The organism is Pseudomonas sp. PDM19, assembly GCF_014852215.1.
Classification (GTDB): Bacteria; Pseudomonadota; Gammaproteobacteria; order Pseudomonadales; family Pseudomonadaceae; genus Pseudomonas.
The window spans coordinates 819,719-843,969 of record NZ_JACVBG010000004.1; the positions used below are offsets into that span (position 1 = coordinate 819,719).

A 24,251-nucleotide genomic window follows, 5' to 3' on the forward strand; every position below is an offset into this window, starting at 1 on the left:
ATTGCAACGAGAGTCCCATGCCCAAGCGTACAGACATCAAGAGCATCCTGATCCTCGGCGCCGGCCCGATCGTCATCGGCCAGGCCTGCGAGTTCGACTACTCCGGCGCACAGGCCTGCAAGGCCCTGAAGGAAGAAGGCTTCCGTGTCATCCTGGTGAACTCCAACCCGGCCACCATCATGACCGACCCGGCCATGGCCGACGCCACCTACATCGAGCCGATCAAGTGGCAGACCGTCGCCAAGATCATCGAGAAGGAGCGCCCTGACGCGCTGCTGCCGACCATGGGCGGCCAGACCGCTCTGAACTGCGCCCTGGACCTGGAGCGCCACGGTGTGCTCGAGCAGTTCGGCGTGGAAATGATCGGCGCCAACGCCGACACCATCGACAAGGCCGAAGACCGTTCGCGCTTCGACAAGGCCATGCGCGACATCGGCCTGGCCTGCCCGCGCTCGGGCATCGCCCACACCATGGAAGAAGCCTACGGCGTGCTGGAGAAGGTCAACTTCCCGTGCATCATCCGTCCGTCCTTCACCATGGGCGGCACCGGCGGCGGCATCGCCTACAACCGCGAAGAATTCGAGGAAATCTGCACCCGTGGTCTGGACCTGTCGCCGACCAACGAGCTGCTGATCGACGAATCGCTGATTGGCTGGAAGGAATACGAGATGGAGGTTGTCCGCGACAAGAAGGACAACTGCATCATCGTCTGCGCCATCGAGAACTTCGACCCGATGGGCGTGCACACCGGTGACTCGATCACCGTGGCGCCGGCACAGACCCTGACCGACAAGGAATACCAGATCATGCGCAACGCCTCCCTGGCGGTGCTGCGTGAGATCGGCGTGGAAACCGGCGGTTCGAACGTGCAGTTCGGCATCTGCCCGAACACCGGCCGCATGGTCGTGATCGAGATGAACCCGCGTGTATCGCGTTCCTCGGCGCTGGCCTCCAAGGCCACCGGCTTCCCGATCGCCAAGATCGCCGCCAAGCTGGCGGTCGGCTACACCCTCGACGAACTGCAGAACGACATCACCGGCGGCCGCACCCCGGCGTCCTTCGAGCCGGCGATCGACTACGTCGTCACCAAGATCCCGCGTTTCGCCTTCGAGAAATTCCCGAAAGCCGACGCCCGCCTGACCACCCAGATGAAGTCCGTGGGTGAAGTCATGGCCATCGGTCGTACCTTCCAGGAGTCCGTGCAGAAAGCCCTGCGCGGCCTGGAAGTCGGCGCCACCGGTTTCGATCCGAAGCTCGACCTGAGCAACCCGGAAGCCGAGAGCATCCTCAAGCGCGAGCTGACCGTGCCCAATGCCGACCGCATCTGGTACGTCGCCGACGCCTTCCGTGCTGGCAAGAGCATCGCCGAAGTCTTCGACCTGACCCGCATCGACGAGTGGTTCCTGGTGCAGATCGAAGACCTGGTCAAGGATGAAGAGCGCGTCAAGACCCTGGGTCTGTCCGCCATCGACCGCGAGCTGATGTACAAGCTCAAGCGCAAGGGCTTCTCTGACGCCCGCCTGGCCACCCTGCTGGGTGTGACCGAGAAGAACCTGCGCAACCATCGCCACAAGCTGAAGGTGCTGCCGGTGTACAAGCGCGTGGACACCTGCGCCGCCGAATTCGCCACCGACACCGCCTACATGTACTCGACCTACGAGGAAGAGTGCGAAGCCAATCCGTCGACTCGCGACAAGATCATGATCCTGGGCGGCGGTCCGAACCGTATCGGCCAGGGCATCGAGTTCGACTACTGCTGCGTACATGCCGCGCTGGCCATGCGTGAAGACGGTTACGAGACCATCATGGTCAACTGCAACCCGGAGACCGTCTCCACCGACTACGACACGTCCGATCGCCTGTACTTCGAGCCGGTGACCCTGGAAGACGTGCTGGAAATCGTCCGCGTCGAGCAACCCAAGGGCGTGATCGTACAGTACGGCGGCCAGACCCCGCTGAAACTCTGCCGCGCCCTGGAAGAAGCCGGCGTGCCGATCATCGGCACCAGCCCGGACGCCATCGACCGCGCCGAAGACCGCGAGCGCTTCCAGCACATGGTGCAGCGCCTGAACCTGCGCCAGCCGGCCAACGCCACCGCGCGCAGCGAAGACCAGGCCCTGGAGCTGTCGAAGAACATCGGCTACCCGATGGTGGTGCGCCCGTCCTACGTACTGGGCGGCCGCGCGATGGAAATCGTCTACCAGGAAGAAGAGCTCAAGCGCTACATGCGCGAGGCCGTGAAGGTTTCCAACGACAGCCCGGTGCTGCTGGACCGCTTCCTCAACTGCGCCATCGAGGTCGACATCGATGCGGTGTGCGACGGCGAGACCGTGGTGATCGGCGCGATCATGCAGCACATCGAACAGGCCGGCGTGCACTCCGGTGACTCCGCCTGCTCGCTGCCGCCGTACTCGCTGCCGCAGCACATCCAGGACGAGATCCGCGAGCAGGTCAAGAAGATGGCCCTGGAGCTCGGCGTGGTCGGCCTGATGAACGTGCAGATGGCCGTGCAGGGCGAAGACATCTATGTGATCGAGGTGAACCCGCGCGCATCGCGTACCGTGCCGTTCGTCTCCAAGTGCATCGGCGAATCGCTGGCCAAGGTTGCGGCCCGCGTCATGGCTGGCAAGTCCCTGGCCGAAGTCGGCTTCACCCAGGAGGTGATCCCGCCGTACTATAGCGTCAAGGAAGCGGTGTTCCCGTTCGCCAAGTTCCCCGGCGTCGACCCGATCCTCGGCCCAGAGATGAAATCCACTGGCGAGGTGATGGGTGTCGGCGACAGCTTCGGTGAGGCATTCGCCAAGGCCCAGTTGGGCGCCAGTGAAATCCTGCCGAATGCCGGTTGCGCCTTCATCAGCGTCCGCGAGGACGACAAGCCGCAAGCCGTTCAGGTCGCCCGCGACCTGGTCGCACTGGGCTTCGAGGTGGTTGCCACTGCTGGCACCGCCAAGGTGATCGAGGCTGCCGGTCTGCCGGTACGTCGCGTGAACAAGGTGACCGAGGGCCGTCCTCACGTGGTCGACATGATCAAGAATGACGAGGTCACCCTGATCATCAACACCACCGAAGGCCGCCAGTCCATCGCTGACTCCTATTCCATCCGTCGTAACGCCCTGCAGCACAAGATCTACTGCACCACCACCATTGCGGCGGGGCAAGCGATCTGTGAGGCGCTCAAGTTCGGTCCCGAGAAGACCGTTCGCCGTCTGCAGGATCTCCATGCAGGAATCAACGCATGAGCAAATTTCCAATGACCGTCCAGGGCTCTCGCGCCCTGGAAGAAGAACTGAAGTACCTGAAGACCGTTCTGCGCCCGCAGATCACCCAGGCCATCGCCGAAGCGCGTGAACTGGGCGACCTCAAGGAAAACGCCGAATACCATGCGGCCCGTGAACAGCAGGGCATGTCCGAAGCTCGCATCCGCGACATCGAGGCCAAGCTGTCCAACGCGCAGATCATCGACGTGACCACCATTCCGCACAGCGGCAAGGTGATCTTCGGCACCACCGTCGATATCGCCAACGTCGAGACCGACGAGACGGTGACCTACCAGATCGTCGGCGACGACGAGGCGGACATCAAGAACAGCAAGATCTCGGTCAACTCGCCGATCGCCCGTGCGCTGATCGGCAAGACTGAAGGCGACGCTGTTCTGGTCAAGACTCCGGGCGGCGACGTCGAGTACGAGATCGTTGAAGTCCGCCACGCCTGATCGGCAATCCCTGAGCGCAGGCACCATCAGTTGGCTGCTGGCCCAGACATTCTGGGTCGGCGGCCTATGGCTGCTTCAGTTCGTGGTGTTGCCGGCACTGGACAAGATCGGCCTGGCGCCACTGCTGGTGGAAGCCGTCGCCGACGCGCTGAAGCCATTGCTGCTGGGCTTCGCCGGTTTCTGCGTGCTGCTCCAGGCTCTGGTGCTCTGGCAGGCGCGCGGGTTCGCTGCCTTCACCCGTGAAGCGCGGGGGCAGTTGCTGCTGACCGTGCTGGTGATGGCGGCGGCTTATTTCGTGGTGCGCCAGGTAGCGCCGGATGCTCAGCGCTGGCTGCTGTTCAACTACCTGGTGGTGGCGCTGTGTGGCTTGCTGCTGGTGTTGCAGCCGGCGCCCGGGCGGGACGAGCGGAACTGACGCGGCGGAGCCTTGCCGGCTCCGCGTTGCCGGTCTTGACTGTCAGAGGCCGCTGAAGCGGCTGATGTTCGACAGGTTCTTGTTCGGCTTGGGATTGCGACGATAGATCAGCGCCATCTTGCCGATGGACTGAACCAGTTCGCAGCTGCCGTTCTGGCAGAGTTCGTCGATCAGCGCACGACGATCGTCGCGTTCGGTGATGCGGAACTGCACCTTGATCAGTTCATGATCGTTGAGCGCACGCTCAAGCTCGGCCATCACACCTTCCGAAAGACCGTTTTCAGCAACGGTCAATACGGGTTTCAGGTGATGCCCGATAGATTTGAACTGCTTTTTCTGCTCCTGAGAGAGCGCCATAATCTGACCCCTGGGAAAAAAGGCGGATATTCTACCCGAGTTTCGGTTATACCGGGATGCCGCTCAGACGAGGTAATACGTGGCCCGTTCCAAGACTAGCCATCGCTGGCTGAAAGAACATTTCGACGATCCTTACGTGAAGATGGCACAGCGCGACGGCTATCGCTCGCGTGCCAGCTACAAACTGCTGGAAATCCAGGAGAAGGATCGCATCCTGCGCCCCGGCATGACCGTGGTCGACCTCGGCGCGGCGCCGGGCGGCTGGTCGCAGGTCACCAGCCGGGTGATTGGCGACAAGGGCACCCTGATCGCGTCGGACATCCTGCCGATGGACAGTATCCCGGACGTCACCTTCATCCAGGGTGACTTCACCGAGGACGAGGTCTTTGCCCAGTTGCTCGAGGCCATCGGAGAAAATCCGGTAGACCTTGTGATTTCCGATATGGCCCCCAATATGAGTGGACTGCCCGCCGTGGACATGCCTCGTGCGATGTTCCTCTGCGAGCTGGCCCTGGACCTGTGCACCCGTGTACTGCGTCCGGGCGGTGATTTCCTGATCAAGATTTTCCAGGGTGAGGGTTTCGACGCTTACCACAAGATGGTTCGCGAGAACTTCGAGAAGGTGCAGATGCGCAAACCGCTGTCGTCCCGCGACCGTTCGCGGGAGCAGTATCTGCTCGCACGGGGCTTTCGCGGCGCCTAGACTGGAATGATTGGGCAGGCTTCTGGTCTATGCCTTGCAGGTTTTGCTTGTACCGGTGAAAGCCGGGGTTCATAAAGGGTTACAGACGGCGCCTGCCTGGCGGCGGGCGTTGTGTAGTAATTTTGGCCGGAAGGAGTCTGGCCGTCGTGAGAAGCGGTTTCCAGGGCGGAGCCGGCTTCAGAGGGTAGTCAATTGAACGACATGGCAAAGAACCTGATTCTGTGGCTGATCATTGCGGCGGTACTCGTCACCGTGATGAACAACTTCTCCAGCCCGAGCGAGCCGCAGACGCTCAACTATTCCGACTTCATCCAGCAGGTGAAGGACGGCAAGGTCGAGCGAGTGACCGTCGACGGCTATGTCATCACCGGCAAGCGCCAGGATGGTGACACCTTCAAGACCATCCGCCCGGCGATCCAGGACAATGGCCTGATCGGCGACCTGGTCAACAACAATGTCGTTGTTGAGGGCAAGCAGCCCGAGCAGCAGAGCATCTGGACTCAGTTGCTGGTCGCGAGCTTCCCGATCCTGGTGATCATCGCGGTCTTCATGTTCTTCATGCGCCAGATGCAGGGCGGCGGCGGTGGACGCGGCGGCCCGATGAGCTTCGGCAAGAGCAAGGCCCGCCTGTTGTCGGAAGACCAGGTGAAGACCACCTTTGCCGACGTCGCCGGTTGCGACGAGGCCAAGGAAGAGGTCAGCGAGCTGGTGGAGTTCCTCCGCGATCCCGGCAAGTTCCAGCGCCTGGGCGGTCGCATCCCGCGCGGCGTGCTGATGGTCGGCCCGCCCGGTACCGGTAAGACCCTGCTCGCCAAGGCGATCGCCGGCGAAGCCAAGGTGCCGTTCTTCACCATTTCCGGTTCGGACTTCGTGGAAATGTTCGTCGGCGTAGGCGCCTCGCGCGTTCGCGACATGTTCGACCAGGCCAAGAAGCACGCACCCTGCATCATCTTCATCGACGAGATCGACGCCGTCGGTCGCCATCGTGGCGCCGGCCTGGGTGGCGGTCACGACGAGCGCGAACAGACCCTCAACCAGTTGCTGGTGGAGATGGATGGCTTCGAGATGAATGACGGCATCATCGTCATCGCCGCGACCAACCGTCCGGACGTGCTCGACCCCGCGCTGCTGCGTCCGGGCCGCTTCGACCGCCAGGTGGTGGTCGGCTTGCCGGACATCCGTGGTCGCGAGCAGATTCTGAAAGTGCACATGCGCAAGGTCCCGCTGGGCGACAACGTCGACCCCGCCGTGATCGCGCGCGGTACCCCCGGCTTCTCCGGTGCCGACCTGGCCAACCTGGTCAACGAGGCTTCGCTGTTCGCCGCCCGCTCCAACAAGCGCATCGTCGACATGCGTGAGTTCGAGCTGGCCAAGGACAAGATCATGATGGGCGCTGAGCGCAAGACCATGGTCATGTCCGAGAAGGAGAAGAAGAACACCGCGTTCCACGAAGCCGGCCACGCCATCGTTGGTCGCCTGGTGCCGGAACACGACCCGGTCTACAAGGTTTCCATCATTCCGCGCGGTCGCGCCCTGGGCGTGACCATGTTCCTGCCGGAAGAGGACCGCTACAGCCTGTCCAAGCGCGCCCTGGAAAGCCAGATCTGCTCGCTGTTCGGTGGCCGTATCGCCGAGGAGATGACCCTGGGCTTCGAAGGTGTGACCACCGGCGCTTCCAACGACATCATGCGTGCCACCCAGCTGGCGCGGAACATGGTGACCAAGTGGGGCCTGTCGGAGAAGCTCGGTCCGCTGATGTACGCGGAAGAGGAGGGCGAGGTCTTCCTCGGCCGCAGCGCTGGTGGCCAGCACTCGAATATCTCGGGTGAGACCGCCAAGCTGATCGACCAGGAAGTGCGTCGCATCATCGACGACTGCTACGGCATCGCCAAGCGCCTGCTGGAAGAGAACCGCGACAAGCTCGACATGATGGCCGACGCGCTGATGAAGTACGAAACCATCGATGCCGATCAGATCGACGACATCATGGCTGGTCGTACTCCGCGCGAACCGCGTGACTGGCAGGGTGGCAACTCCGGTTCCTCCGGCAATGCTGCCTCGCCGCGCGACGAAGGTCGCCAGGAAAACCCGATTGGCGGGCCCGCCGGCGAACACTGAGAGCACTGAATGAGTTCGTTGTACCACCCGACCCGGTTGCCTTGCGGCAACCGGGTTCTTGATTTAAGCCGCCCGCACGTCATGGGCATACTCAACGTCACCCCTGATTCCTTCTCCGACGGCGGGCGCTTCAACCAGCACGATGCTGCCTTGCGCCACGCAGCGGAGATGGTCGCGGCCGGCGCCACGCTGATCGATATCGGCGGCGAGTCGACGCGTCCGGGCGCTCGCGTGGTTTCGCCCACCGAGGAGCTGGAACGTGTCGCTCCGGTGGTCGAGGCCATTGCCCGCGAGCTGGATGTGGTGATTTCGGTGGATACCTCCACTCCGGCCGTCATGCGCGAGACCGCGCGCCTTGGTGCCGGGCTGATCAACGACGTGCGCTCACTGCAGCGCGACGGCGCCCTGGATGCTGCCGTCGATACCGGGCTCCCGGTGTGCCTGATGCACATGCGCGGTGAGCCGGGAAACATGCAGGATGACCCGCGTTACCCGGATATCCTTCAGGAAGTCCGTGGCTTCCTTGAGGAACGCATCGCGCTGTGCGAAGCCGTGGGCATTGCTCGCGAGCGGATCGTCATCGATCCTGGCTTCGGTTTCGCCAAGACCCAGAGCCACAACCTGAATCTGTTCCGACAGATGGACAGGTTGATGGACATGGGGTGCCCGATGCTGGTCGGTGTCTCGCGCAAGAGCATGGTCGGGCGCGCGCTTGGCCTTGAGGTGGGCGAGCGTCTCTATGGCAGCCTGGCGCTGGCCGCCCTTGCAGTCACCAGGGGAGCCAGCATTATCCGCGTCCACGATGTCGCCGAGACCGTGGATGTGGTTCGAATGATTCACGCAGTGGAAAGTGCAACGGAAGAGGGGATGCCCGCATGAGCAGGAAGTATTTTGGCACCGATGGAATTCGCGGGCGCGTAGGCACTCCGCCGATCACGCCGGACTTCGTGCTCAAATTGGGCTGGGCGGTGGGCATGGCCTTCCGTCAGCAGGGTAAATGCCGCGTGCTCGTCGGCAAGGACACGCGGATTTCCGGCTACATGTTCGAATCCGCGCTGGAGGCTGGCTTGTCTGCCGCCGGCGCCGACGTGATGCTGCTGGGCCCTATGCCGACGCCCGGCATCGCCTATCTGACCCGCACTTTCCATGCTGAAGCCGGCATCGTCATCAGTGCCTCGCACAATCCCCATGACGACAACGGCATCAAGTTCTTCTCCGGCCAGGGCACCAAGCTGCCCGACGAGGTCGAGCTGATCATCGAGGAGCTCCTCGACGCGCCGATGACCGTGGTCGAGTCTGCCCGTCTGGGCAAGGTCTCGCGCATCAATGACGCGGCCGGCCGCTACATCGAGTTCTGCAAGAGCAGCGTGCCTTCGAACACCAGTTTTGCCGGCCTGCGCATCGCGCTGGATTGCGCCCATGGCGCGACCTACAAGATCGCACCCAACGTATTCCGTGAGCTGGGTGCCGAGGTATTTGTCATCGGCGCCGAGCCCAACGGCCTGAACATCAACCACAATTGCGGTTCCACCCACATGGGGGCGCTGCAGGAAGCTGTTCTGGCTAATCATGCGGATATCGGTATCGCCTTCGACGGCGACGGCGACCGGGTGATGATGGTCGACCATACCGGCACCATCGTCGACGGCGACGAGATTCTCTACCTGATCGCCCGTGACATGCTCGATCGCGGCAAGCTGCATGGCGGCGTGGTCGGGACCCTGATGAGCAACCTGGGGCTCGAATTGGCTCTGCAGGAACTGCATATTCCCTTCGCCCGCGCCAAGGTGGGCGACCGTTACGTGATGTCCGAGCTGCAGTCGCGCAACTGGCAACTGGGTGGCGAGAATTCCGGCCATGTCGTGTGCTACCAGCACACCACCACGGGCGATGCGATCATTGCGGCGCTGCAGGTGCTGATGGCGCTCAAGACCCGCGGGCAGAACCTGGCCGAGGCGCGCATGGGCATTCGCAAGTGCCCGCAGGTGCTGATCAACGTGCGTTTCGCTGGCGGTGGCGTCGATCCTCTGGAACATCCGGCGGTCAAGGAAGCTTGCGCCAAGGTGACCGAGGAAATGGCCGGGCGCGGCCGCGTTCTGCTGCGCAAGTCCGGTACCGAGCCGCTGGTTCGGGTGATGGTCGAGGGTGACGAAGAGGCTCGCGTTCGCGGCTATGCCGAGCAGCTGGCAAAAGTCGTTACAGAGGTATGTGCTTGATTTCTCTTGTCAGTTCCCAAACCGTCGAGTAATATCTGCGCCCACTTTGCTCAGCGAGGTACAGCATGCGTCGACCCTTGGTGGCCGGTAATTGGAAAATGCACGGTACCCGCTCCAGCGTAACGGAGCTGATCAAAGGCCTGCGTCAACTGGCTCTTCCCACGGGTGTCGATGTGGCGGTGTTTCCGCCCTGTCTGTACATCAATCAGGTCGTACAAGGCCTGGATGGAAAGGCGGTTGCCGTCGGTGCGCAGAATTGCGCGGTTGAGCCGATGCAGGGCGCCTTGACGGGCGAGATCGCAGCCAGCCAGTTGGCGGATGCGAGTTGCTCGCTGGTGCTGGTCGGTCACTCCGAGCGTCGCCTGATCCTGGGTGAGAGCGATGGCGTGATCAGTCGCAAGTTTGCGGCGGTTCAGTCGTGTGGCCTGATTCCGATCCTGTGCGTGGGTGAGACCCGCGAGCAGCGTGAGGCGGGCAAGACTCTTGAGGTTGTCGGGCGCCAGTTGGGCTCGGTGATCGAAGATCTCGGTGTCGGGGCTTTCTCCCGCGCCGTTGTGGCTTACGAGCCGGTGTGGGCAATTGGGACGGGGCTGACCGCTTCTCCCGAGCAAGCCCAGGAAGTACATGCGGCGATTCGCGCGCAGATCTCGGCGGAGAACGCAGAGGTGGCTCGCGGCCTTCGTCTCCTGTACGGCGGTAGTGTCAAGGCCGCCAACGCTGTCGAGCTTTTCGGCATGCCGGATATCGATGGGGGGCTCATTGGTGGAGCTTCCCTGAATGCAGATGAGTTCGGTGCGATCTGTCGCGCCGCAGGAAACTGAAGATGCTGGAAACAGTTGTAATCGTGATTCACCTGCTGATGGCGCTGGGTCTGGTTGTGCTGGTCCTGCTTCAGCAAGGCAAGGGTGCCGACGCAGGTGCGTCGTTTGGTGCTGGCGCTTCGGGTACTGTTTTCGGTAGCCAGGGTTCTGCTACCTTCCTGAGTCGCTTCACTGCTGTGCTGGCCGCAGTTTTTTTTATTACCAGCTTGGGTTTAGCGTATTTTGCTAAAGAAAAAGCTGATATGATTCGTCACGCTGGGCTTCCTGATCCGGCAGTGATGGAGCAGAAGCAGGAACAAGCTCCGGCAGCTAGCGATGTGCCGGGCGCGCAAGGGCAACCTCAAGCCCCTGCAGGCGGTAACGGCGACGTTCCGGCGGCTCCTGAGCAGAAGTAAGCAGGCAAGAGTTTTTGCCGAGGTGGTGGAATTGGTAGACACGCTACCTTGAGGTGGTAGTGGCCATAGGCTGTAGGGGTTCGAGTCCCCTCCTCGGTACCATATTACGAAAAGGCCCGCAGTGCGGGCCTTGTCGTTCCGGAGTTTCGGTTGACCTTCAAGGGGCTCGACCGTATAATTTCGCACCAGCTTTGACGCGGGATGGAGCAGTCTGGTAGCTCGTCGGGCTCATAACCCGAAGGTCGTAGGTTCAAATCCTGCTCCCGCAACCAGTTTGGCAGAGCCCCTTTTCAGGGGCTTTTTGCTAGCTGGACAGTCCGCGCCGCCAGATCAGGGCGGTCCTTAAGGGATGGGCGTTTCGCCCATTTTTTGTTTCTACAGCATACGCGAGGCGATCAGGTGTCGAGCAAGCTAGAACAGTTGCAGGCCTTGTTGGCCCCTGTAGTAGAAGCGCTCGGCTATGAGTGCTGGGGCCTGGAGTACATTTCCCAAGGTCGCCATTCCCTGCTCCGGGTTTATATCGATCGTGCCGAAGGCATCCTGGTCGATGACTGCGAAATTGTCAGTCGTCAGATCAGTGGCATCCTCGACGTGGAAGACCCGATCAGTGGCGAGTACACCCTGGAGGTGTCTTCGCCCGGTATGGATCGGCCGCTCTTCACACTCGAACAGTTCGCCCGTTACGTCGGCGAGCAGGTGAAGATCAAGCTGCGCACGCCTTTCGAAAGGCGTCGCAATTTCCAGGGCATTCTCCGTGGTGTGGAGGAGCAGGATGTGGTGGTCCTGGTGGATGACCATGAATACCTGCTGCCGGTCGACTCGATCGACAAGGCCAACATCATTCCCCGATTTGAGTGAGCCGCCAGAGCGCGGATTCCAATGGATTGAAAGGCGAGGCGTACGATGAGCAAAGAAGTACTGCTGGTTGTTGAGTCGGTATCCAACGAGAAGGGTGTACCGCCTGGCGTGATTTTCGAAGCGCTGGAGCTCGCTCTGGCGACCGCGACCAAAAAGCGTTTCGAGGACGAGGTTGACCTGCGCGTGGAAATCAACCGCGCCAACGGCAACTACGAAACCTTCCGTCGCTGGACCATCGTCGAAGACGAGGACTACTCCAATCCGGCATCGGAACTGACCGTCGAAGACGTGCAGGAAGAGCACCCCGGCATGAAAGCCGGCGAGGTCATTGAAGAGAAGATCGAGTCCATCGAGTTCGGCCGTATCGCCGCACAGACCGCCAAGCAGGTCATCGTGCAGAAGGTTCGCGAAGCCGAGCGCGCCCAGGTGGTCGACGCCTACCGCGAGAAGGTCAACGAGATCATCTCCGGCACCGTCAAGAAGGTCACCCGCGACAACGTCATCGTCGATCTGGGCAACAACGCCGAAGCGCTGCTGGCCCGCGACCAGATCATCCCGCGTGAAACCTTCCGCGTCGGCACCCGCGTGCGTGCCCTGCTGAAGGAAATCCGCAGCGAGAACCGTGGCCCTCAGCTGATCCTGTCGCGTACCGCGCCGGAAATGCTGATCGAACTGTTCCGCATCGAAGTACCGGAAATCGCCGAGCAACTGATCGACGTGATGGCCGCTGCCCGTGACCCGGGTTCGCGCGCCAAGATCGCCGTTCGCTCCAAGGACAAGCGTATCGACCCGCAGGGCGCCTGCATCGGTATGCGTGGTTCCCGCGTCCAGGCCGTCTCCGGCGAACTGGGCGGCGAGCGTGTGGACATCGTCCTCTGGGACGACAATCCTGCGCAGTTCGTGATCAACGCCATGGCCCCGGCCGAAGTGGCAGCGATCATCGTCGACGAAGATACCCACACCATGGATATCGCCGTCGCCGAGGACAACCTGGCACAGGCCATCGGCCGCAGTGGCCAGAACGTCCGTCTGGCCAGCCAGCTCACCGGCTGGACCCTGAACGTGATGACCGAGGCCGATATCCAGGCCAAACAGCAGGCTGAAACTGGCGACATCCTGCAGCGCTTCGTCGACGAGCTGGATGTCGATGAAGAACTCGCCCAGGTTCTGGTTGAAGAAGGTTTCACCACCCTGGAAGAGATTGCCTACGTACCGATGGAAGAGATGCTCAGCATCGACGGCTTCGACGAAGACATCGTCAACGAGCTGCGCTCGCGTGCCAAGGACCGCCTGCTGACCAAAGCCATCGCCACTGAAGAGAAACTCGCCGACGCACAACCTGCCGAAGACCTGCTCAGCCTCGATGGTATGACCAAAGAGCTGGCCGTGGACCTGGCGCTGCGTGGCGTAACCACCCGTGAAGATCTTGCCGAGCAGTCTATTGACGACCTGCTCGACATCGACGGCATGGACGAAGAGCGTGCCGGCAAGTTGATCATGGCCGCCCGGGCCCATTGGTTCGAGTAAGCATTCGCGGCCTGAGGAGAGAAGTGCATGACGCAAGTCACGGTGAAAGAACTGGCCAAGACGGTCGATACGCCGGTAGAGCGCCTGCTGCAGCAGATGCGCGAAGCGGGTCTGCCGCATAACAACGCCGAGCAGGTGGTGACCGACAGCGAGAAACAGGCGCTGCTGGCCCACTTGAAAGGCAGCCATGGTGATCGCGCGGATGAGCCGCGCAAGATCACCCTGCAACGCAAGACCACCTCGACCATTCGGGTCGCTGGCAGCAAGACCGTCAGCGTCGAGGTTCGCAAGAAGAAGACCTACGTCAAGCGCGATCCTGAAGAGCTTGAGGCCGAGCGCCAGCGCGAGCTGGAAGAGCAGCGTGCCGCTGAAGAAGCCGTACGTGTGAAGGCCGAGGAAGAGGCTCGCCAGCGCGCCGCTGCGGAAGAGGCTCGCCGTCAGGCGGACGCCGCTCGGCAGACCGCTGATGTCGCTCCTGCTGCCACCGCTCCGGCCGCTGCCGAGGCGCCGCGCGCCGCAGCTCCTGCTGTCGCTCCTGCTGCCCCGGCCGCTGCCGCTCCTGCTGCGGACGACCGCAAGAAGGACGAAGTGCGCCGCGCGCCCAAGCGCGACGAAGAGGACGAGCGCCGTGATCGCAAGCATGCCCAGCATCGCCCGTCGATCAAGGAAAAGGAAAAGACCACTGCCCCGCGCGTTGTACGCAGCGGTGGTGGCGACGACGACGACAGCTTTGGCCGTCGCGGCGGTGGCCGTGGCAAAGGCAAGCTGAAGAAGCGTAACCAGCACGGGTTCCAGAGCCCGACAGGACCGATTGTGCGTGAAGTGAATATCGGCGAGACCATCACCGTGGGCGATCTCGCTGCCCAGATGTCGGTGAAGGGTGCCGAGGTCGTCAAGTTCATGTTCAAGATGGGCACCCCGGTGACCATCAACCAGGTCCTCGACCAGGAAACCGCCCAGCTGATCGCCGAAGAACTCGGCCACAAGGTCAAGCTGGTCAGCGAGAACGCCCTGGAAGAGCAACTGGCCGAATCCCTGAAGTTCGAAGGTGAAGCGGTTTCCCGCGCGCCGGTCGTGACCGTCATGGGCCACGTCGACCACGGCAAGACCTCGCTGCTCGACTACATCCGTCGTGCGAAGGTTGCAGCTGGCGAAGCCGGCGGCATCACCCAGCACATCGGTGCCTACCACGTGGAAACCGACCGCGGCATGGTCACCTTCCTCGACACCCCTGGCCACGCCGCGTTCACCGCGATGCGTGCCCGTGGTGCCCAGGCGACCGACATCGTCATCCTGGTGGTGGCAGCGGATGACGGCGTGATGCCGCAGACCCAGGAAGCCGTACAGCACGCGAAAGCGGCTGGCGTGCCGATCGTGGTCGCGGTGAACAAGATCGACAAGCCCGACGCCAACCCGGACAACATCAAGAATGGCCTGGCCGCTCTGGACGTGATCCCGGAAGAGTGGGGCGGCGATGCTCCGTACGTTCACGTTTCCGCCAAGCTGGGTACCGGTGTCGACGAGCTGCTCGAAGCCGTGCTGCTGCAGGCTGAAGTACTCGAACTCAAAGCCACTCCGTCGGCCCCGGGCCGTGGCGTGGTGGTCGAGTCCCGTCTGGACAAGGGCCGTGGCCCGGTAGCCACCGTGCTGGTCCAGGACGGTACCCTGCGTCAGGGCGACATGGTCCTGGTCGGCGTCAACTACGGCCGCGTCCGTGCGATGCTCGACGAGAACGGCAAGCCGATCAAGGAAGCGGGCCCGTCCATTCCGGTCGAGATCCTCGGCCTCGATGGTACCCCGGACGCCGGCGACGAGATGACCGTGGTTGCCGACGAGAAGAAGGCCCGCGAAGTTGCTCTGTTCCGCCAGGGCAAGTTCCGCGAAGTGAAACTGGCTCGTGCCCATGCCGGCAAGCTGGAAAACATCTTCGAGAACATGGGCCAGGAAGAGAAGAAGACCCTCAACATCGTGCTCAAGTCCGATGTCCGTGGTTCGCTGGAAGCCCTGCAGGGCTCGCTCAGTGGCCTGGGCAACGACGAAGTGCAGGTTCGCGTGGTCGGTGGCGGCGTCGGTGGTATCACCGAATCCGATGCCAACCTGGCGCTGGCCTCCAACGCGGTGCTGTTCGGCTTCAACGTCCGTGCCGACGCCGGTGCGCGCAAGATCGTCGAGTCCGAAGGCCTCGACATGCGTTACTACAACGTGATCTACGACATCATCGAAGATGTCAAGAAAGCCCTGACCGGCATGCTCGGCAGCGATGTTCGCGAGAACATCCTGGGTATCGCCGAAGTGCGTGACGTGTTCCGTTCGCCGAAGTTCGGCGCGGTCGCCGGCTGCATGGTCACCGAGGGTCTGGTGCACCGCAACCGTCCGATCCGCGTACTGCGCGACGACGTGGTCATCTTCGAAGGCGAGCTGGAATCCCTGCGTCGCTTCAAGGATGACGTCTCCGAAGTCCGTGCCGGCATGGAATGCGGCATTGGCGTGAAGAGCTACAACGACGTCCGCGTCGGCGACAAGATCGAAGTGTTCGAGAAGGTCGAAGTCGCTCGTACTCTGTAAGGGTATTCGAGCGTGAACGCAGCGCCCGGGCCAGCTGAATTGCTGCCCCGGGCGTTTGCCGCTTTCAGACCCGGAGCCTCGCGGCTCGGGTAAGCAGGTTAGAAAAATGGCTAAAGAGTACAGCCGTACCCAGCGTATCGGCGACCAGATGCAGCGCGAACTGGCGCTGCTGATCCAGCGTGAAATCAAGGACCCGCGTCTCGGCCTGGTGACCATCACCGGCGTCGACGTGGCCCGTGACCTGTCCCATGCCAAGGTGTACGTCACCGTGATGGGGCAGGATGACAACGCCGAAGTGGTGAAACAGAACACCAGCATCCTCAACGATGCCGCAGGCTTCCTGCGCATGCAGCTGGGCAAGGCGATGAAGCTGCGCACCGTGCCGCAACTGCACTTCAGCTACGACGCCAGCATCCGTCGCGGTGCCGAACTGTCGGCGTTGATCGAGCGCGCGGTGGCCGCCGATCGTCGCGGCGGCGATTCCGAGGAGTAACGCGTGGCCCAGGTGAAACGCATTCGCCGTGCGGTCAACGGTGTGCTGATTCTCGACAAGCCGCTGGGCATGAGCTCCAACCAGGCGCTGCAGAAGGTGCGCTGGCTGCTCAATGCCGAGAAGGCCGGGCACACCGGCAGCCTCGATCCGCTGGCCACTGGCGTGCTGCCGCTGTGTTTCGGCGAGGCGACCAAGTTCTCCCAGTACCTGCTCGACGCCGACAAGGCCTACGAGACGATTGCCAAGCTCGGCGTCACTACCACCACCGCCGATGCCGAGGGTGAGGTGGTCGAGCAGCGCGAAGTGACCGCTGGTCGGGAAGCCATCGAGGCCTTGCTGCCACGCTTCCGTGGCGACATAGAGCAGGTGCCGCCGATGTACTCGGCGCTGAAGAAGGACGGCCAGCCGTTGTACAAGCTGGCCCGTGCCGGAGAGGTAGTGGAGCGCGAGGCGCGTTCTGTTACTATTGCGCGCCTGGAAATGCTCGCGTTCGAGTCGCCCTGTGCGACCCTGGCGGTTTCCTGCAGCAAGGGCACCTACATTCGCACCCTGGTCGAAGACCTCGGCCGCGAACTTGGTTGTGGCGCACACGTCGCCGCTCTGCGCCGGACACAGGCAGGTCCGTTTCAGCTGAACCAGTCGGTGACGCTGGAGGAGCTCGAGAAAGTCCATGCCGAGGGTGGCAACGAAGCCCTCGACCGCTTCCTGCTGCCGGTGGATGCCGGCCTGGAACACTGGCCGCTGCTGCAGTTGTCGGAGCACAGCGCCTATTACTGGCTGCATGGTCAGCCGGTACGCGCCCCCGATATGCCGAAGTTCGGCATGCTGCGGGTGCAGGATCATGAAGGCCGCTTCATCGGTATCGGTGAAGTGGTCGAAGACGGGCGCCTGGCGCCGCGTCGACTGATTCGGTCTTAAGACCGAAACCGAGGGTGGCTGTCAGCAGGCACGGTCACTCCTCTTACTATGAACACAGGGATAAGTCCCTGGCCTGTTACCTCAGAGGAAGCCCCATCATGGCACTGAGCGTCCAAGAAAAAGCCCAGATCGTTAACGAGTACAAGCAAGCTGAAGGCGACACCGGTTCCCCGGAAGTGCAGGTTGCACTGCTGTCCGCCAACATCAACAAGCTGCAGGACCACTTCAAGGCCAACGGCAAAGACCACCACTCCCGTCGTGGCCTGATCCGTATGGTTAACCAGCGTCGTAAGCTGCTGGACTACCTGAAGAGCAAGGACACCTCTCGTTACAGCGCCCTGATCGGTCGCCTGGGCCTGCGTCGCTAAGACGGCAAGCCTGAAGTGGGAAGCTGGGAGTCCGGGGTCGATGGGCGGTGTAAACCGCCCATCGGCTCTGGCTCCCGGCTTTCTCGCTTTTACAGGGAATGAAATCGGGTCCGACTCCCGGCATTTCCACAATTTCCCCCAAGGCAACTAAAGCGAAGGTAGAAAAACCGTGAACCCGGTAACCAAGAAATTCCAGTTCGGTCAGTCGACCGTAACCCTCGAGACTGGCCGCATCGCCCGCCAGGCCACCGGTGCCGTCCTGGTCACCATGGACGACGTCACCGTGCTCTGCACCGTTGTCGGCGCCAAGCAGGCCGACCCGAGCAAGAGCTTCTTCCCGCTCTCCGTGCACTACCAGGAGAAGACCTACGCAGCCGGCCGTATCCCCGGTGGTTTCTTCAAGCGTGAAGGCCGTCCTTCCGAGAAGGAAACCCTGACCTCGCGCCTGATCGACCGTCCGATCCGTCCGCTGTTCCCGGAAGGTTTCATGAACGAAGTGCAGGTTGTCTGCACCGTCGTTTCCACCAACAAGAAGTCCGATCCGGACATCGCTGCCATGATCGGCACCTCCGCCGCCCTGGCGATCTCCGGCATTCCGTTCGCCGGCCCGATCGGCGCTGCCCGTGTTGGCTTCCACCCGGAAATCGGCTACATCCTCAACCCGACCTATGAGCAGCAGCAGAGCTCCAGCCTCGACATGGTCGTGGCCGGTACCTCCGACGCCGTGCTGATGGTTGAGTCCGAAGCCGACGAGCTGACCGAAGACCAGATGCTGGGCGCCGTTCTGTTCGCCCACGAAGAATTCCAGGCGGTCATCCGCGCCGTTGCCGAACTGGCAACCGAAGCTGGCAAGCCGACCTGGAACTGGTCCGCTCCGGTCGAGAACACTACCCTGGTCAACACCATCAAGGCCGAGTTCGGTGCCGCCATCTCCGAGGCTTACACCGTTACCGTCAAGCAGGACCGTTACGCGGCCCTGGACGCCCTGCGCGAGCAGATCGTCGCCAAGTTCGCCGGCGAAGGCGAAGGCCAGTTCTCCGCAGGTGAAGTCAAAGAAGTCTTCGGCCTGCTGGAATACCGCACCGTTCGCGAAAACATCGTCAACGGCAAACCGCGTATCGACGGCCGCGACACCCGCACCGTTCGCCCGCTGCGTATCGAAGTCGGCGTACTGGGCAAGACCCACGGCTCGGCGCTGTTCACCCGTGGCGAAACCCAGGCCCTGGTCGTTGCCACCCTCGGTACCGCCCGTGACGCGCAGCTGCTCGACACCCTCGAAGGCGAGCGCAAAGACCCCTTCATGCTGCACTACAACTTCCCGCCGTTCTCGGTAGGCGAGTGTGGCCGTATGGGCAGCGCGGGCCGTCGTGAAATCGGCCACGGCCGTCTGGCACGCCGCAGCGTCGCTGCCATGCTGCCGACCCAGGACGAGTTCCCCTACACCATCCGCGTCGTTTCCGAGATCACCGAATCCAACGGTTCCAGCTCCATGGCTTCCGTTTGCGGTGCTTCCCTGGCTCTGATGGACGCCGGTGTTCCGGTCAAGGCGCCGGTTGCCGGTATCGCCATGGGCCTGGTGAAGGAAGGTGACAAGTTCGCCATCCTGACCGACATCCTGGGTGACGAAGACCACCTGGGCGACATGGACTTCAAGGTCGCCGGTACCGACAAGGGCGTTACCGCCCTGCAGATGGACATCAAGATCAACGGCATCACCGAAGAGATCATGGAGATCGCCCTGGGCCAGGCCCTGGAAGCTCGCCTGAACATCCTCGGCCAGATGAACCAGATCATCGCCGCTCCGCGCGCCGAGCTGTCGGAAAACGCTCCGACCATGATCCAGATGAAGATCGACACCGACAAGATCCGCGACGTCATCGGCAAGGGCGGCGCCACCATTCGCAGCATCTGCGAAGAGACCAAGGCCTCGATCGACATCGAGGACGACGGCAGTGTGAAGATCTACGGCGAAACCAAGGAAGCTGCCGAGGCCGCCAAGCAGCGCGTCCTGGGTATCACCGCGGAAGCCGAGATCGGCAAGATCTACGTCGGCAAGGTCGAGCGCATCGTGGACTTCGGTGCCTTCGTCAACATCCTGCCGGGCAAGGATGGTCTGGTGCACATCTCGCAGATCAGCGACAAGCGCATCGACAAGGTCACCGACGTTCTGCAGGAAGGCCAGGAAGTCAAAGTCCTGGTTCTCGACGTGGACAACCGCGGCCGCATCAAGCTGTCCATCAAGGACGTAGCCGCTGCTGAAGCCTCTGGCGTTTAAGCAATCGGCGAAATGAAAGAGGGCCCCTTGCGGGCCCTCTTTTTTTGCCTTGAAAATGCGCTATTCGCCGATCTCGCTCCAAGGATGCCCCGAGATGGACAAGCGTTACTGTCACTACCACAGTGCCCAGCCCGCGACCTGGCATTGCCAGCCCTGCGAGCGTCATTACGGCGACTGCTGTATTCCCCTCAACGCCGACGCCCCGGAGTACGCGCCGGCGTGCCCTTTGTGCCGTGGCCATCTGCGCTTCCTCGGCGCGGCCAATACCGCGCAACCCTTCTGGGAGCGACTGCCGAAATTCTTCGCCTACGGCTTCCAGGCCGGGCCGCTGGCCTTCTGCGCCTTGCTGGCACTGGCCTGCGTGTTCATGCCGGCGATGATCGTGCTCTGGGTTGCGTTGCTCAGCGTGGCAACCAAGTACCTGCACAGCGTGATCGAGGCGGCGAGCTTTGGTGGCCAGGACGCCCCAGGCTTGATCGAGGCCTTCAGCGCCGACAGCCTGCGGACCTTTTTCCAGCAACTGGCGGTGTTCCTGATAGCCCTCGTCCTGCTCTGGCTGGCGGCCGACTTCCACAGTGAGGCCGTCTACTGGGCCGCCAACATCGGCCTCATGCTGGTGCTGCCGGCGAGCATCATCCGGTTGTCCCTGGACAAGAGCCTGGGCGCCGCGCTCAGCCCTAGTGAAGTGGGGCAGGTCATTGCAGCCATGGGCTGGCGTTACCTGATTCTCTGCGTGTTCCTGTTCATTCTCTGGCAATCCCCCACCTATGTCGGCTGGCTGCTCTCCAACGGCTTGCCTCGAGTGGTGATGGTCCCGGTGGTAGCGGGGCTGACGGGTTATTTCGCCGTGGTGATGTGCGCCATGATGGGTTACGCCGTGTTCCAGTATCAGGGTGAGCTGGGCTACGTTTCCGCCGGGGAAGACGCCCCAGCCGGCTTTGCCGCGCCGGAATGGCACCGCCGCAAGGCGCTGGCCGAGGCGGAGGTGCGGGTCAAGGAGGGGCAGACCGGCGCCGCCCTGGAGATACTGGTCGCGGCCCTGCGCGAAGGCCGCCAGGACCTCAAGCTGAACGAGCGTTATCACCAGCTGCTCTTCGCCCTGAACGAGCGCGCCGAGTGCCTGAATCACCTGCCGCACTATCTGGGTCTGGCCACCCGGCTCAATCCGCAGCTGGCTGCCAGTGCCTTCCTCAATGCCCGGCAGTTGCAGGCGGATTACCTGCCGGAAGACCCGAGCGTGTGCGAGCGCATTGCCGAGGTCCTGATCGAGCGCCACAAGGCCCGCGAGGGGCTGAGCCTGCTGCGAAACCTGCACAAGCGTTTCCCGGAGTACCCCGGGATTCCTCGCGCCTACCTGATGGCGGCGCGGGCGTTCTCCGAACAGCTGGGGCAGGTGGAGCCCGCGCAGCAACTGCTGGCCTTTATTCGCCAGCGCTATCCGGCGTTCGAGCAGATGGGCGAGGTGGTGCAACTCGAGGCCGTGCTCGCGAAGCTGGGGCGAAGCTCCGGAACCTGATCGTGCAACCTGCATGAAGCGCAGCGGCGGATTTTGCAAACTGCAAGTGAAGGGTGTTTGTGTTTTTTGTATAACGTTTTGATTTTTAAGGGTTTTACTGAATAGGAAAAACTGGCACAGGGCTTGCGATAGTACTTGTGCAACTGCTGCCAGGCACGGGCCGCAGTTTTCCAATAATTCAGGAGAAACCGCCATGAAACGTTTCAATAAACTGGCTCTCGCCGCTGCCACTGCAACCGCCCTGAGCTTCTCGTTCGCCAACTCGGTGTTCGCCCAGCCGACGACTCTGGCCGCCAACGAGACAGTTCAGAAAACCGAAGAGGCGGTTTCCGATACTTGGATCACCAGCAAAGTGAAGTCTTCGCTGATCGCCAACAAGGACATCAGCGGCACCAACATCAAGGTCGAAACCAACAAGGGCGTGGTTTCCCTCTCGGGTAACGTCAAGACCGACGCCGAGAAGGAACTGGCCATTCAGACCACCAAAGGCATCAAGGGCGTGACCGCTGTCTCCGCCGATGGCCTGAAATCGGTCGAGTAAGAACCACAGCTTCTCACCCCATCCAACCTCGAATAGGAGGATCGCCATGAACACTGACGTGATCAAAGGCAAGTGGAAGCAGTTGTCCGGCACTATGAAGGAAAAGTGGGGCAAGCTGACCGACGACGATGTACAAGCGGCAGACGGACACGCCGAGTACCTGGTAGGCAAACTGCAGGAACGCTACGGCTGGACCAAAGAGAAAGCGGAAGAGGAAGTTCGCGACTTCAGCAGCCGTCTGTAGCACCCAGCAAAGGGATGACCCAAGCCCCGCCGGTTCGCCGGCGGGGCTTTTTCATGGGCAGATCAGGGGGCGAGGTGTTGCTGGTAGATCGTCAGCTGCCGGGTTGGATCAGCTTCCGGGTAGTGCTGGCGGAGGAAGCGCGAGAGTTCGCGCACGGCCTGCAGGTCGCCTTTTTGCCCCATCTGCTTGGCTAGTTGCAGGGTCAGGCCGGGTAGCGGTTCGGGCAGTTGGCCCGAGCGTGACAGGCGACGCCAGCATTGCAATGCCTGTGAGGACTCATTGCGCTGGAGCAGCTTGCGCAACAGGTGCAACTGAATCGCCGGGTGGGCCAGCAGTCCGGCGTCGGCGGCGGCACTTTCCTCGGCGAGGCGGCGCAGTAGCGCATCGGCTGCCGCGGAAGGTGGCAGGGCGAACAATTGCTTGAGGGTTTCACTCATCAGGGCGCGGTCCTGCCGCCCCTTGGCGACGCCGTACAGGCGTTCGACCAGTACCGGCTGGCCGGGAAACTGCCGCAGCAGCTCCGGGCCGCGTGCAGCAGCCTGGTCGAGGGCAAAGCGGCCGATCTGTTCGTCCAGCGACGCCAGGGCGCGCTTGAAGGGGGCGTCCGGGTCTTCTTTGCTCAGGTAAGCCTCGTCCACCGGCATCCGCCCCAGCTTGCGCGGTAGCCAGACGGCGAGAAAACCCGACACCAGACCGCCAATGTGTGCGTAGTAGTTCACGTGGTCGGCGGCGCGTACCAGCCCGAAGAGCTCCTTGCCCAGCCACAGCGGCAGGATCCACAGTGCCGGCGCCTTGAGGTAGCCCATCAGGGGGCCGAGCCAGTAGAAGAACTGGATGCGCCTCAGGCCGTACACGCCGATGTACATGCCCATCAAGCCGGAGATCGCGCCGGAGGCGCCGATGCCAGGAACCCAGGAAGGATCGAGCGCCCACCACAGCAGGCCGGAGCACAGACCGCTGAACAGGTAGAGGCCCAGATAAAGGGCCCGTCCCAGCGCCGCTTCGAGGGCGAAGCCGAAGATGAACAGGAACACCATGTTGCCGGCCAGGTGCCAGAAGCTGCCATGCAGGAACATCGAGCCGAACAGGCCCTGCACGGTGAAGCGCTCGGGGATGAAGCCGAAGCGCAGGCTGCTGGTCTGGTCGCGCGCTGTTTCGGCCCTGAGACGCGAGGCCTGCCAGGCGGCGTCCTGCTGGAAGGCAGGCAGGGCGCGCAGTTCGTGGCCGAACTCCAGGTCCGAGAGTACCAGCCAGGCCAATCGCTGGCGGGGAAGGGCTTCGAGGACGCGCTGCTGGTCGGCTTCCAGTCGGTCGCGGCGTTCCAGCGAGGCGCTGAACAACGGCCGCTCATGGCTGAGCAGGTCCTGTTCGAGGTAGATGCGCACGGCTTCTTCGCGCCGGGTGCTGTCACTGCCCTGGTAGCCGAAGTAGATCAGGACGTTGATGACGATCAGCAGCAGCGTGATGACGGGAGGTTTCTTCCAGTCCAGCGGGTGCTCGGCGGGGACGATTACCATGGCGACCGGTCCTTGGCCCGAATGGCGTAAGTGCTTGAGTGGCGGCGAGACTAGCATCCCGCCAGCACGGCTGTCAGTTGCCGCTGCGCTTGCTCTGGATGTCGCTCAGGCGGTTGCCCTCGAAGCGGACGAAATACAGCATGCCGCTCCAGGGGCCGTAGATCCATTCCTCTACGGCTACTTCCATCGACTCGCCATAACGCGGACCGGGTACCTGCTTGTAGCCGAGGAAGGAGCGGCTGACCGGCTCGCCGCACCGGCTCAGTACGTCGCTGGTGACATCGCCGGTGCTGATCAGCTTGCTGCTGCAACGCAGGCTGGCGGCCTGTGCCTCAAGGGGCGTGAAGGCGAGGGGCAGCAGCAGGGCTGCCAGGCGCAGTACGAGGGGCGTCTTCAATTGCGTTTGAACTCGATGCTTTTGAGCTTGTTGGCTTCGAAGGTGAGGATGTAGCTGGTGCCATTGCGCGGGCCGTAGACCCACTCCTCCACCCGGTACTCGCGGCGATCGTAACCACCGAGGGTGTAACCGACTTCGTCACGGTGATCCGGCGCACCGCACTTCTGCTCGACTTCCCAGGCGCGGTCGCCGGCGTTGATCAGGGCGCTTCCGCAACGCATGCTTTCCGCCTGGGCGCCCGCCGCGCAAAGCAGCAGGGCGCAGGACATCCAGGTCAGGGCTTTCATCGAACGAC

At 62.5% G+C, this 24,251-nt stretch carries 23 protein-coding genes and 2 tRNA genes; 21 read left to right on the forward strand and 4 right to left on the reverse strand.

All coding sequences use genetic code 11. The annotated features are described in order from the left end of the window. The first annotated feature begins 17 nt into the window (after positions 1–17). From carB to IB273_RS26060, 3 genes are read left to right on the forward strand one after another with little or no spacing between them, the layout of a single operon-like run. Positions 18–3,239 (forward strand): carbamoyl-phosphate synthase large subunit, encoded by a 3,222-nt coding sequence (gene carB, locus IB273_RS26050; protein WP_081520694.1) that lies wholly within the window; start codon positions 18–20, stop codon positions 3,237–3,239. Further along, the gene (gene greA / locus IB273_RS26055; RefSeq protein WP_081520695.1) at positions 3,236–3,712 is read left to right on the forward strand and encodes a transcription elongation factor GreA; all 477 of its coding nucleotides are present in this window, start codon (positions 3,236–3,238) and stop codon (positions 3,710–3,712) included. Before carB ends, greA begins: the two co-directional genes overlap by 4 nt. Positions 3,713–3,722: 10 nt before the next feature. Continuing rightward, positions 3,723–4,127, forward strand: a complete 405-nt coding sequence (locus IB273_RS26060) for a DUF4149 domain-containing protein (protein ID WP_192225405.1) — start codon at positions 3,723–3,725, stop codon at positions 4,125–4,127. Between the two features lie 42 nt (positions 4,128–4,169). Here IB273_RS26060 and IB273_RS26065 read toward each other — a convergent pair whose 3' ends face one another. Next, a complete protein-coding gene (locus IB273_RS26065) occupies positions 4,170–4,484 on the reverse strand; it encodes a YhbY family RNA-binding protein (protein ID WP_015478938.1) in 315 nt (104 codons plus the stop codon). A gap of 79 nt (positions 4,485–4,563) precedes the next feature. Between IB273_RS26065 and rlmE the strand changes: the two genes are divergently transcribed. The 18 genes from rlmE to IB273_RS26155 all read left to right on the forward strand — a co-directional run bounded on the left by rlmE (position 4,564) and on the right by IB273_RS26155 (position 22,042). Then, on the forward strand, positions 4,564–5,187 hold the full coding sequence (gene rlmE, locus IB273_RS26070) for a 23S rRNA (uridine(2552)-2'-O)-methyltransferase RlmE (RefSeq protein ID WP_045216738.1): 624 nt from the start codon (positions 4,564–4,566) through the stop codon (positions 5,185–5,187). Positions 5,188–5,388: 201 nt separating this feature from the next. Next, positions 5,389–7,305, forward strand: coding sequence for an ATP-dependent zinc metalloprotease FtsH (gene ftsH, locus IB273_RS26075; RefSeq protein ID WP_081520697.1), 1,917 nt, complete (start codon positions 5,389–5,391; stop codon positions 7,303–7,305). 9 nt (positions 7,306–7,314) lie between these two features. Continuing rightward, positions 7,315–8,184, forward strand: coding sequence for a dihydropteroate synthase (folP, locus tag IB273_RS26080; protein ID WP_151188367.1), 870 nt, complete (start codon positions 7,315–7,317; stop codon positions 8,182–8,184). Then, positions 8,181–9,521 carry a phosphoglucosamine mutase gene (gene glmM / locus IB273_RS26085; RefSeq protein WP_081520699.1) on the forward strand — a complete coding sequence of 447 codons (1,341 nt, stop codon included), beginning with the start codon at positions 8,181–8,183 and terminating at the stop codon, positions 9,519–9,521. The genes folP and glmM overlap by 4 nt, the downstream gene beginning before the upstream one ends. Before the next feature lie 65 nt (positions 9,522–9,586). Beyond that, the gene (tpiA, locus tag IB273_RS26090) at positions 9,587–10,342 is read left to right on the forward strand and encodes a triose-phosphate isomerase (RefSeq protein WP_192225371.1); all 756 of its coding nucleotides are present in this window, start codon (positions 9,587–9,589) and stop codon (positions 10,340–10,342) included. A gap of 2 nt (positions 10,343–10,344) precedes the next feature. Then, positions 10,345–10,737 (forward strand): preprotein translocase subunit SecG, encoded by a 393-nt coding sequence (gene secG, locus IB273_RS26095; protein WP_081520701.1) that lies wholly within the window; start codon positions 10,345–10,347, stop codon positions 10,735–10,737. 16 nt (positions 10,738–10,753) lie between these two features. Continuing rightward, a tRNA-Leu gene (locus tag IB273_RS26100) sits at positions 10,754–10,839 on the forward strand. A 93-nt stretch (positions 10,840–10,932) separates the two neighbouring features. Next, positions 10,933–11,009, forward strand: a tRNA-Met gene (locus IB273_RS26105). A 127-nt stretch (positions 11,010–11,136) separates the two neighbouring features. Next, complete coding sequence (rimP, locus tag IB273_RS26110) at positions 11,137–11,595, forward strand: ribosome maturation factor RimP (protein ID WP_045216751.1); 459 nt, start codon at positions 11,137–11,139, stop codon at positions 11,593–11,595. Between the two features lie 45 nt (positions 11,596–11,640). Continuing rightward, complete coding sequence (gene nusA / locus IB273_RS26115; protein WP_017518943.1) at positions 11,641–13,122, forward strand: transcription termination factor NusA; 1,482 nt, start codon at positions 11,641–11,643, stop codon at positions 13,120–13,122. 27 nt (positions 13,123–13,149) lie between these two features. Next, positions 13,150–15,687, forward strand: coding sequence for a translation initiation factor IF-2 (gene infB, locus IB273_RS26120; RefSeq protein WP_192225372.1), 2,538 nt, complete (start codon positions 13,150–13,152; stop codon positions 15,685–15,687). Positions 15,688–15,793: 106 nt separating this feature from the next. Beyond that, complete coding sequence (gene rbfA / locus IB273_RS26125; RefSeq protein WP_045216758.1) at positions 15,794–16,180, forward strand: 30S ribosome-binding factor RbfA; 387 nt, start codon at positions 15,794–15,796, stop codon at positions 16,178–16,180. Positions 16,181–16,183: 3 nt separating this feature from the next. After that, positions 16,184–17,098 (forward strand): tRNA pseudouridine(55) synthase TruB, encoded by a 915-nt coding sequence (truB, locus tag IB273_RS26130; protein ID WP_081520703.1) that lies wholly within the window; start codon positions 16,184–16,186, stop codon positions 17,096–17,098. A 98-nt stretch (positions 17,099–17,196) separates the two neighbouring features. Then, positions 17,197–17,466 carry a 30S ribosomal protein S15 gene (gene rpsO, locus IB273_RS26135; protein ID WP_017518939.1) on the forward strand — a complete coding sequence of 90 codons (270 nt, stop codon included), beginning with the start codon at positions 17,197–17,199 and terminating at the stop codon, positions 17,464–17,466. 169 nt (positions 17,467–17,635) lie between these two features. After that, entirely contained in the window at positions 17,636–19,741 is a 2,106-nt protein-coding gene (gene pnp / locus IB273_RS26140; protein ID WP_081520704.1) for a polyribonucleotide nucleotidyltransferase, read from the forward strand. A 94-nt stretch (positions 19,742–19,835) separates the two neighbouring features. Then, positions 19,836–21,257 carry a DUF4013 domain-containing protein gene (locus IB273_RS26145; protein ID WP_192225373.1) on the forward strand — a complete coding sequence of 474 codons (1,422 nt, stop codon included), beginning with the start codon at positions 19,836–19,838 and terminating at the stop codon, positions 21,255–21,257. A gap of 193 nt (positions 21,258–21,450) precedes the next feature. Then, positions 21,451–21,798: a BON domain-containing protein gene (locus IB273_RS26150; protein ID WP_081520706.1), complete on the forward strand. Its 348-nt coding sequence runs from the start codon at positions 21,451–21,453 to the stop codon at positions 21,796–21,798. Positions 21,799–21,844: 46 nt separating this feature from the next. Next, on the forward strand, positions 21,845–22,042 hold the full coding sequence (locus IB273_RS26155; protein WP_081520707.1) for a CsbD family protein: 198 nt from the start codon (positions 21,845–21,847) through the stop codon (positions 22,040–22,042). 62 nt (positions 22,043–22,104) lie between these two features. Here IB273_RS26155 and IB273_RS26160 read toward each other — a convergent pair whose 3' ends face one another. The 3 genes from IB273_RS26160 to IB273_RS26170 all read right to left on the reverse strand — a co-directional run bounded on the left by IB273_RS26160 (position 22,105) and on the right by IB273_RS26170 (position 24,243). Continuing rightward, entirely contained in the window at positions 22,105–23,559 is a 1,455-nt protein-coding gene (locus tag IB273_RS26160; RefSeq protein ID WP_192225374.1) for a rhomboid family intramembrane serine protease, read from the reverse strand. 73 nt (positions 23,560–23,632) lie between these two features. After that, positions 23,633–23,956, reverse strand: coding sequence for a DUF2845 domain-containing protein (locus IB273_RS26165; RefSeq protein ID WP_139791699.1), 324 nt, complete (start codon positions 23,954–23,956; stop codon positions 23,633–23,635). Then, positions 23,953–24,243: a DUF2845 domain-containing protein gene (locus IB273_RS26170; RefSeq protein ID WP_139791700.1), complete on the reverse strand. Its 291-nt coding sequence runs from the start codon at positions 24,241–24,243 to the stop codon at positions 23,953–23,955. The genes IB273_RS26165 and IB273_RS26170 overlap by 4 nt, the downstream gene beginning before the upstream one ends. Positions 24,244–24,251 lie beyond the last annotated feature (8 nt).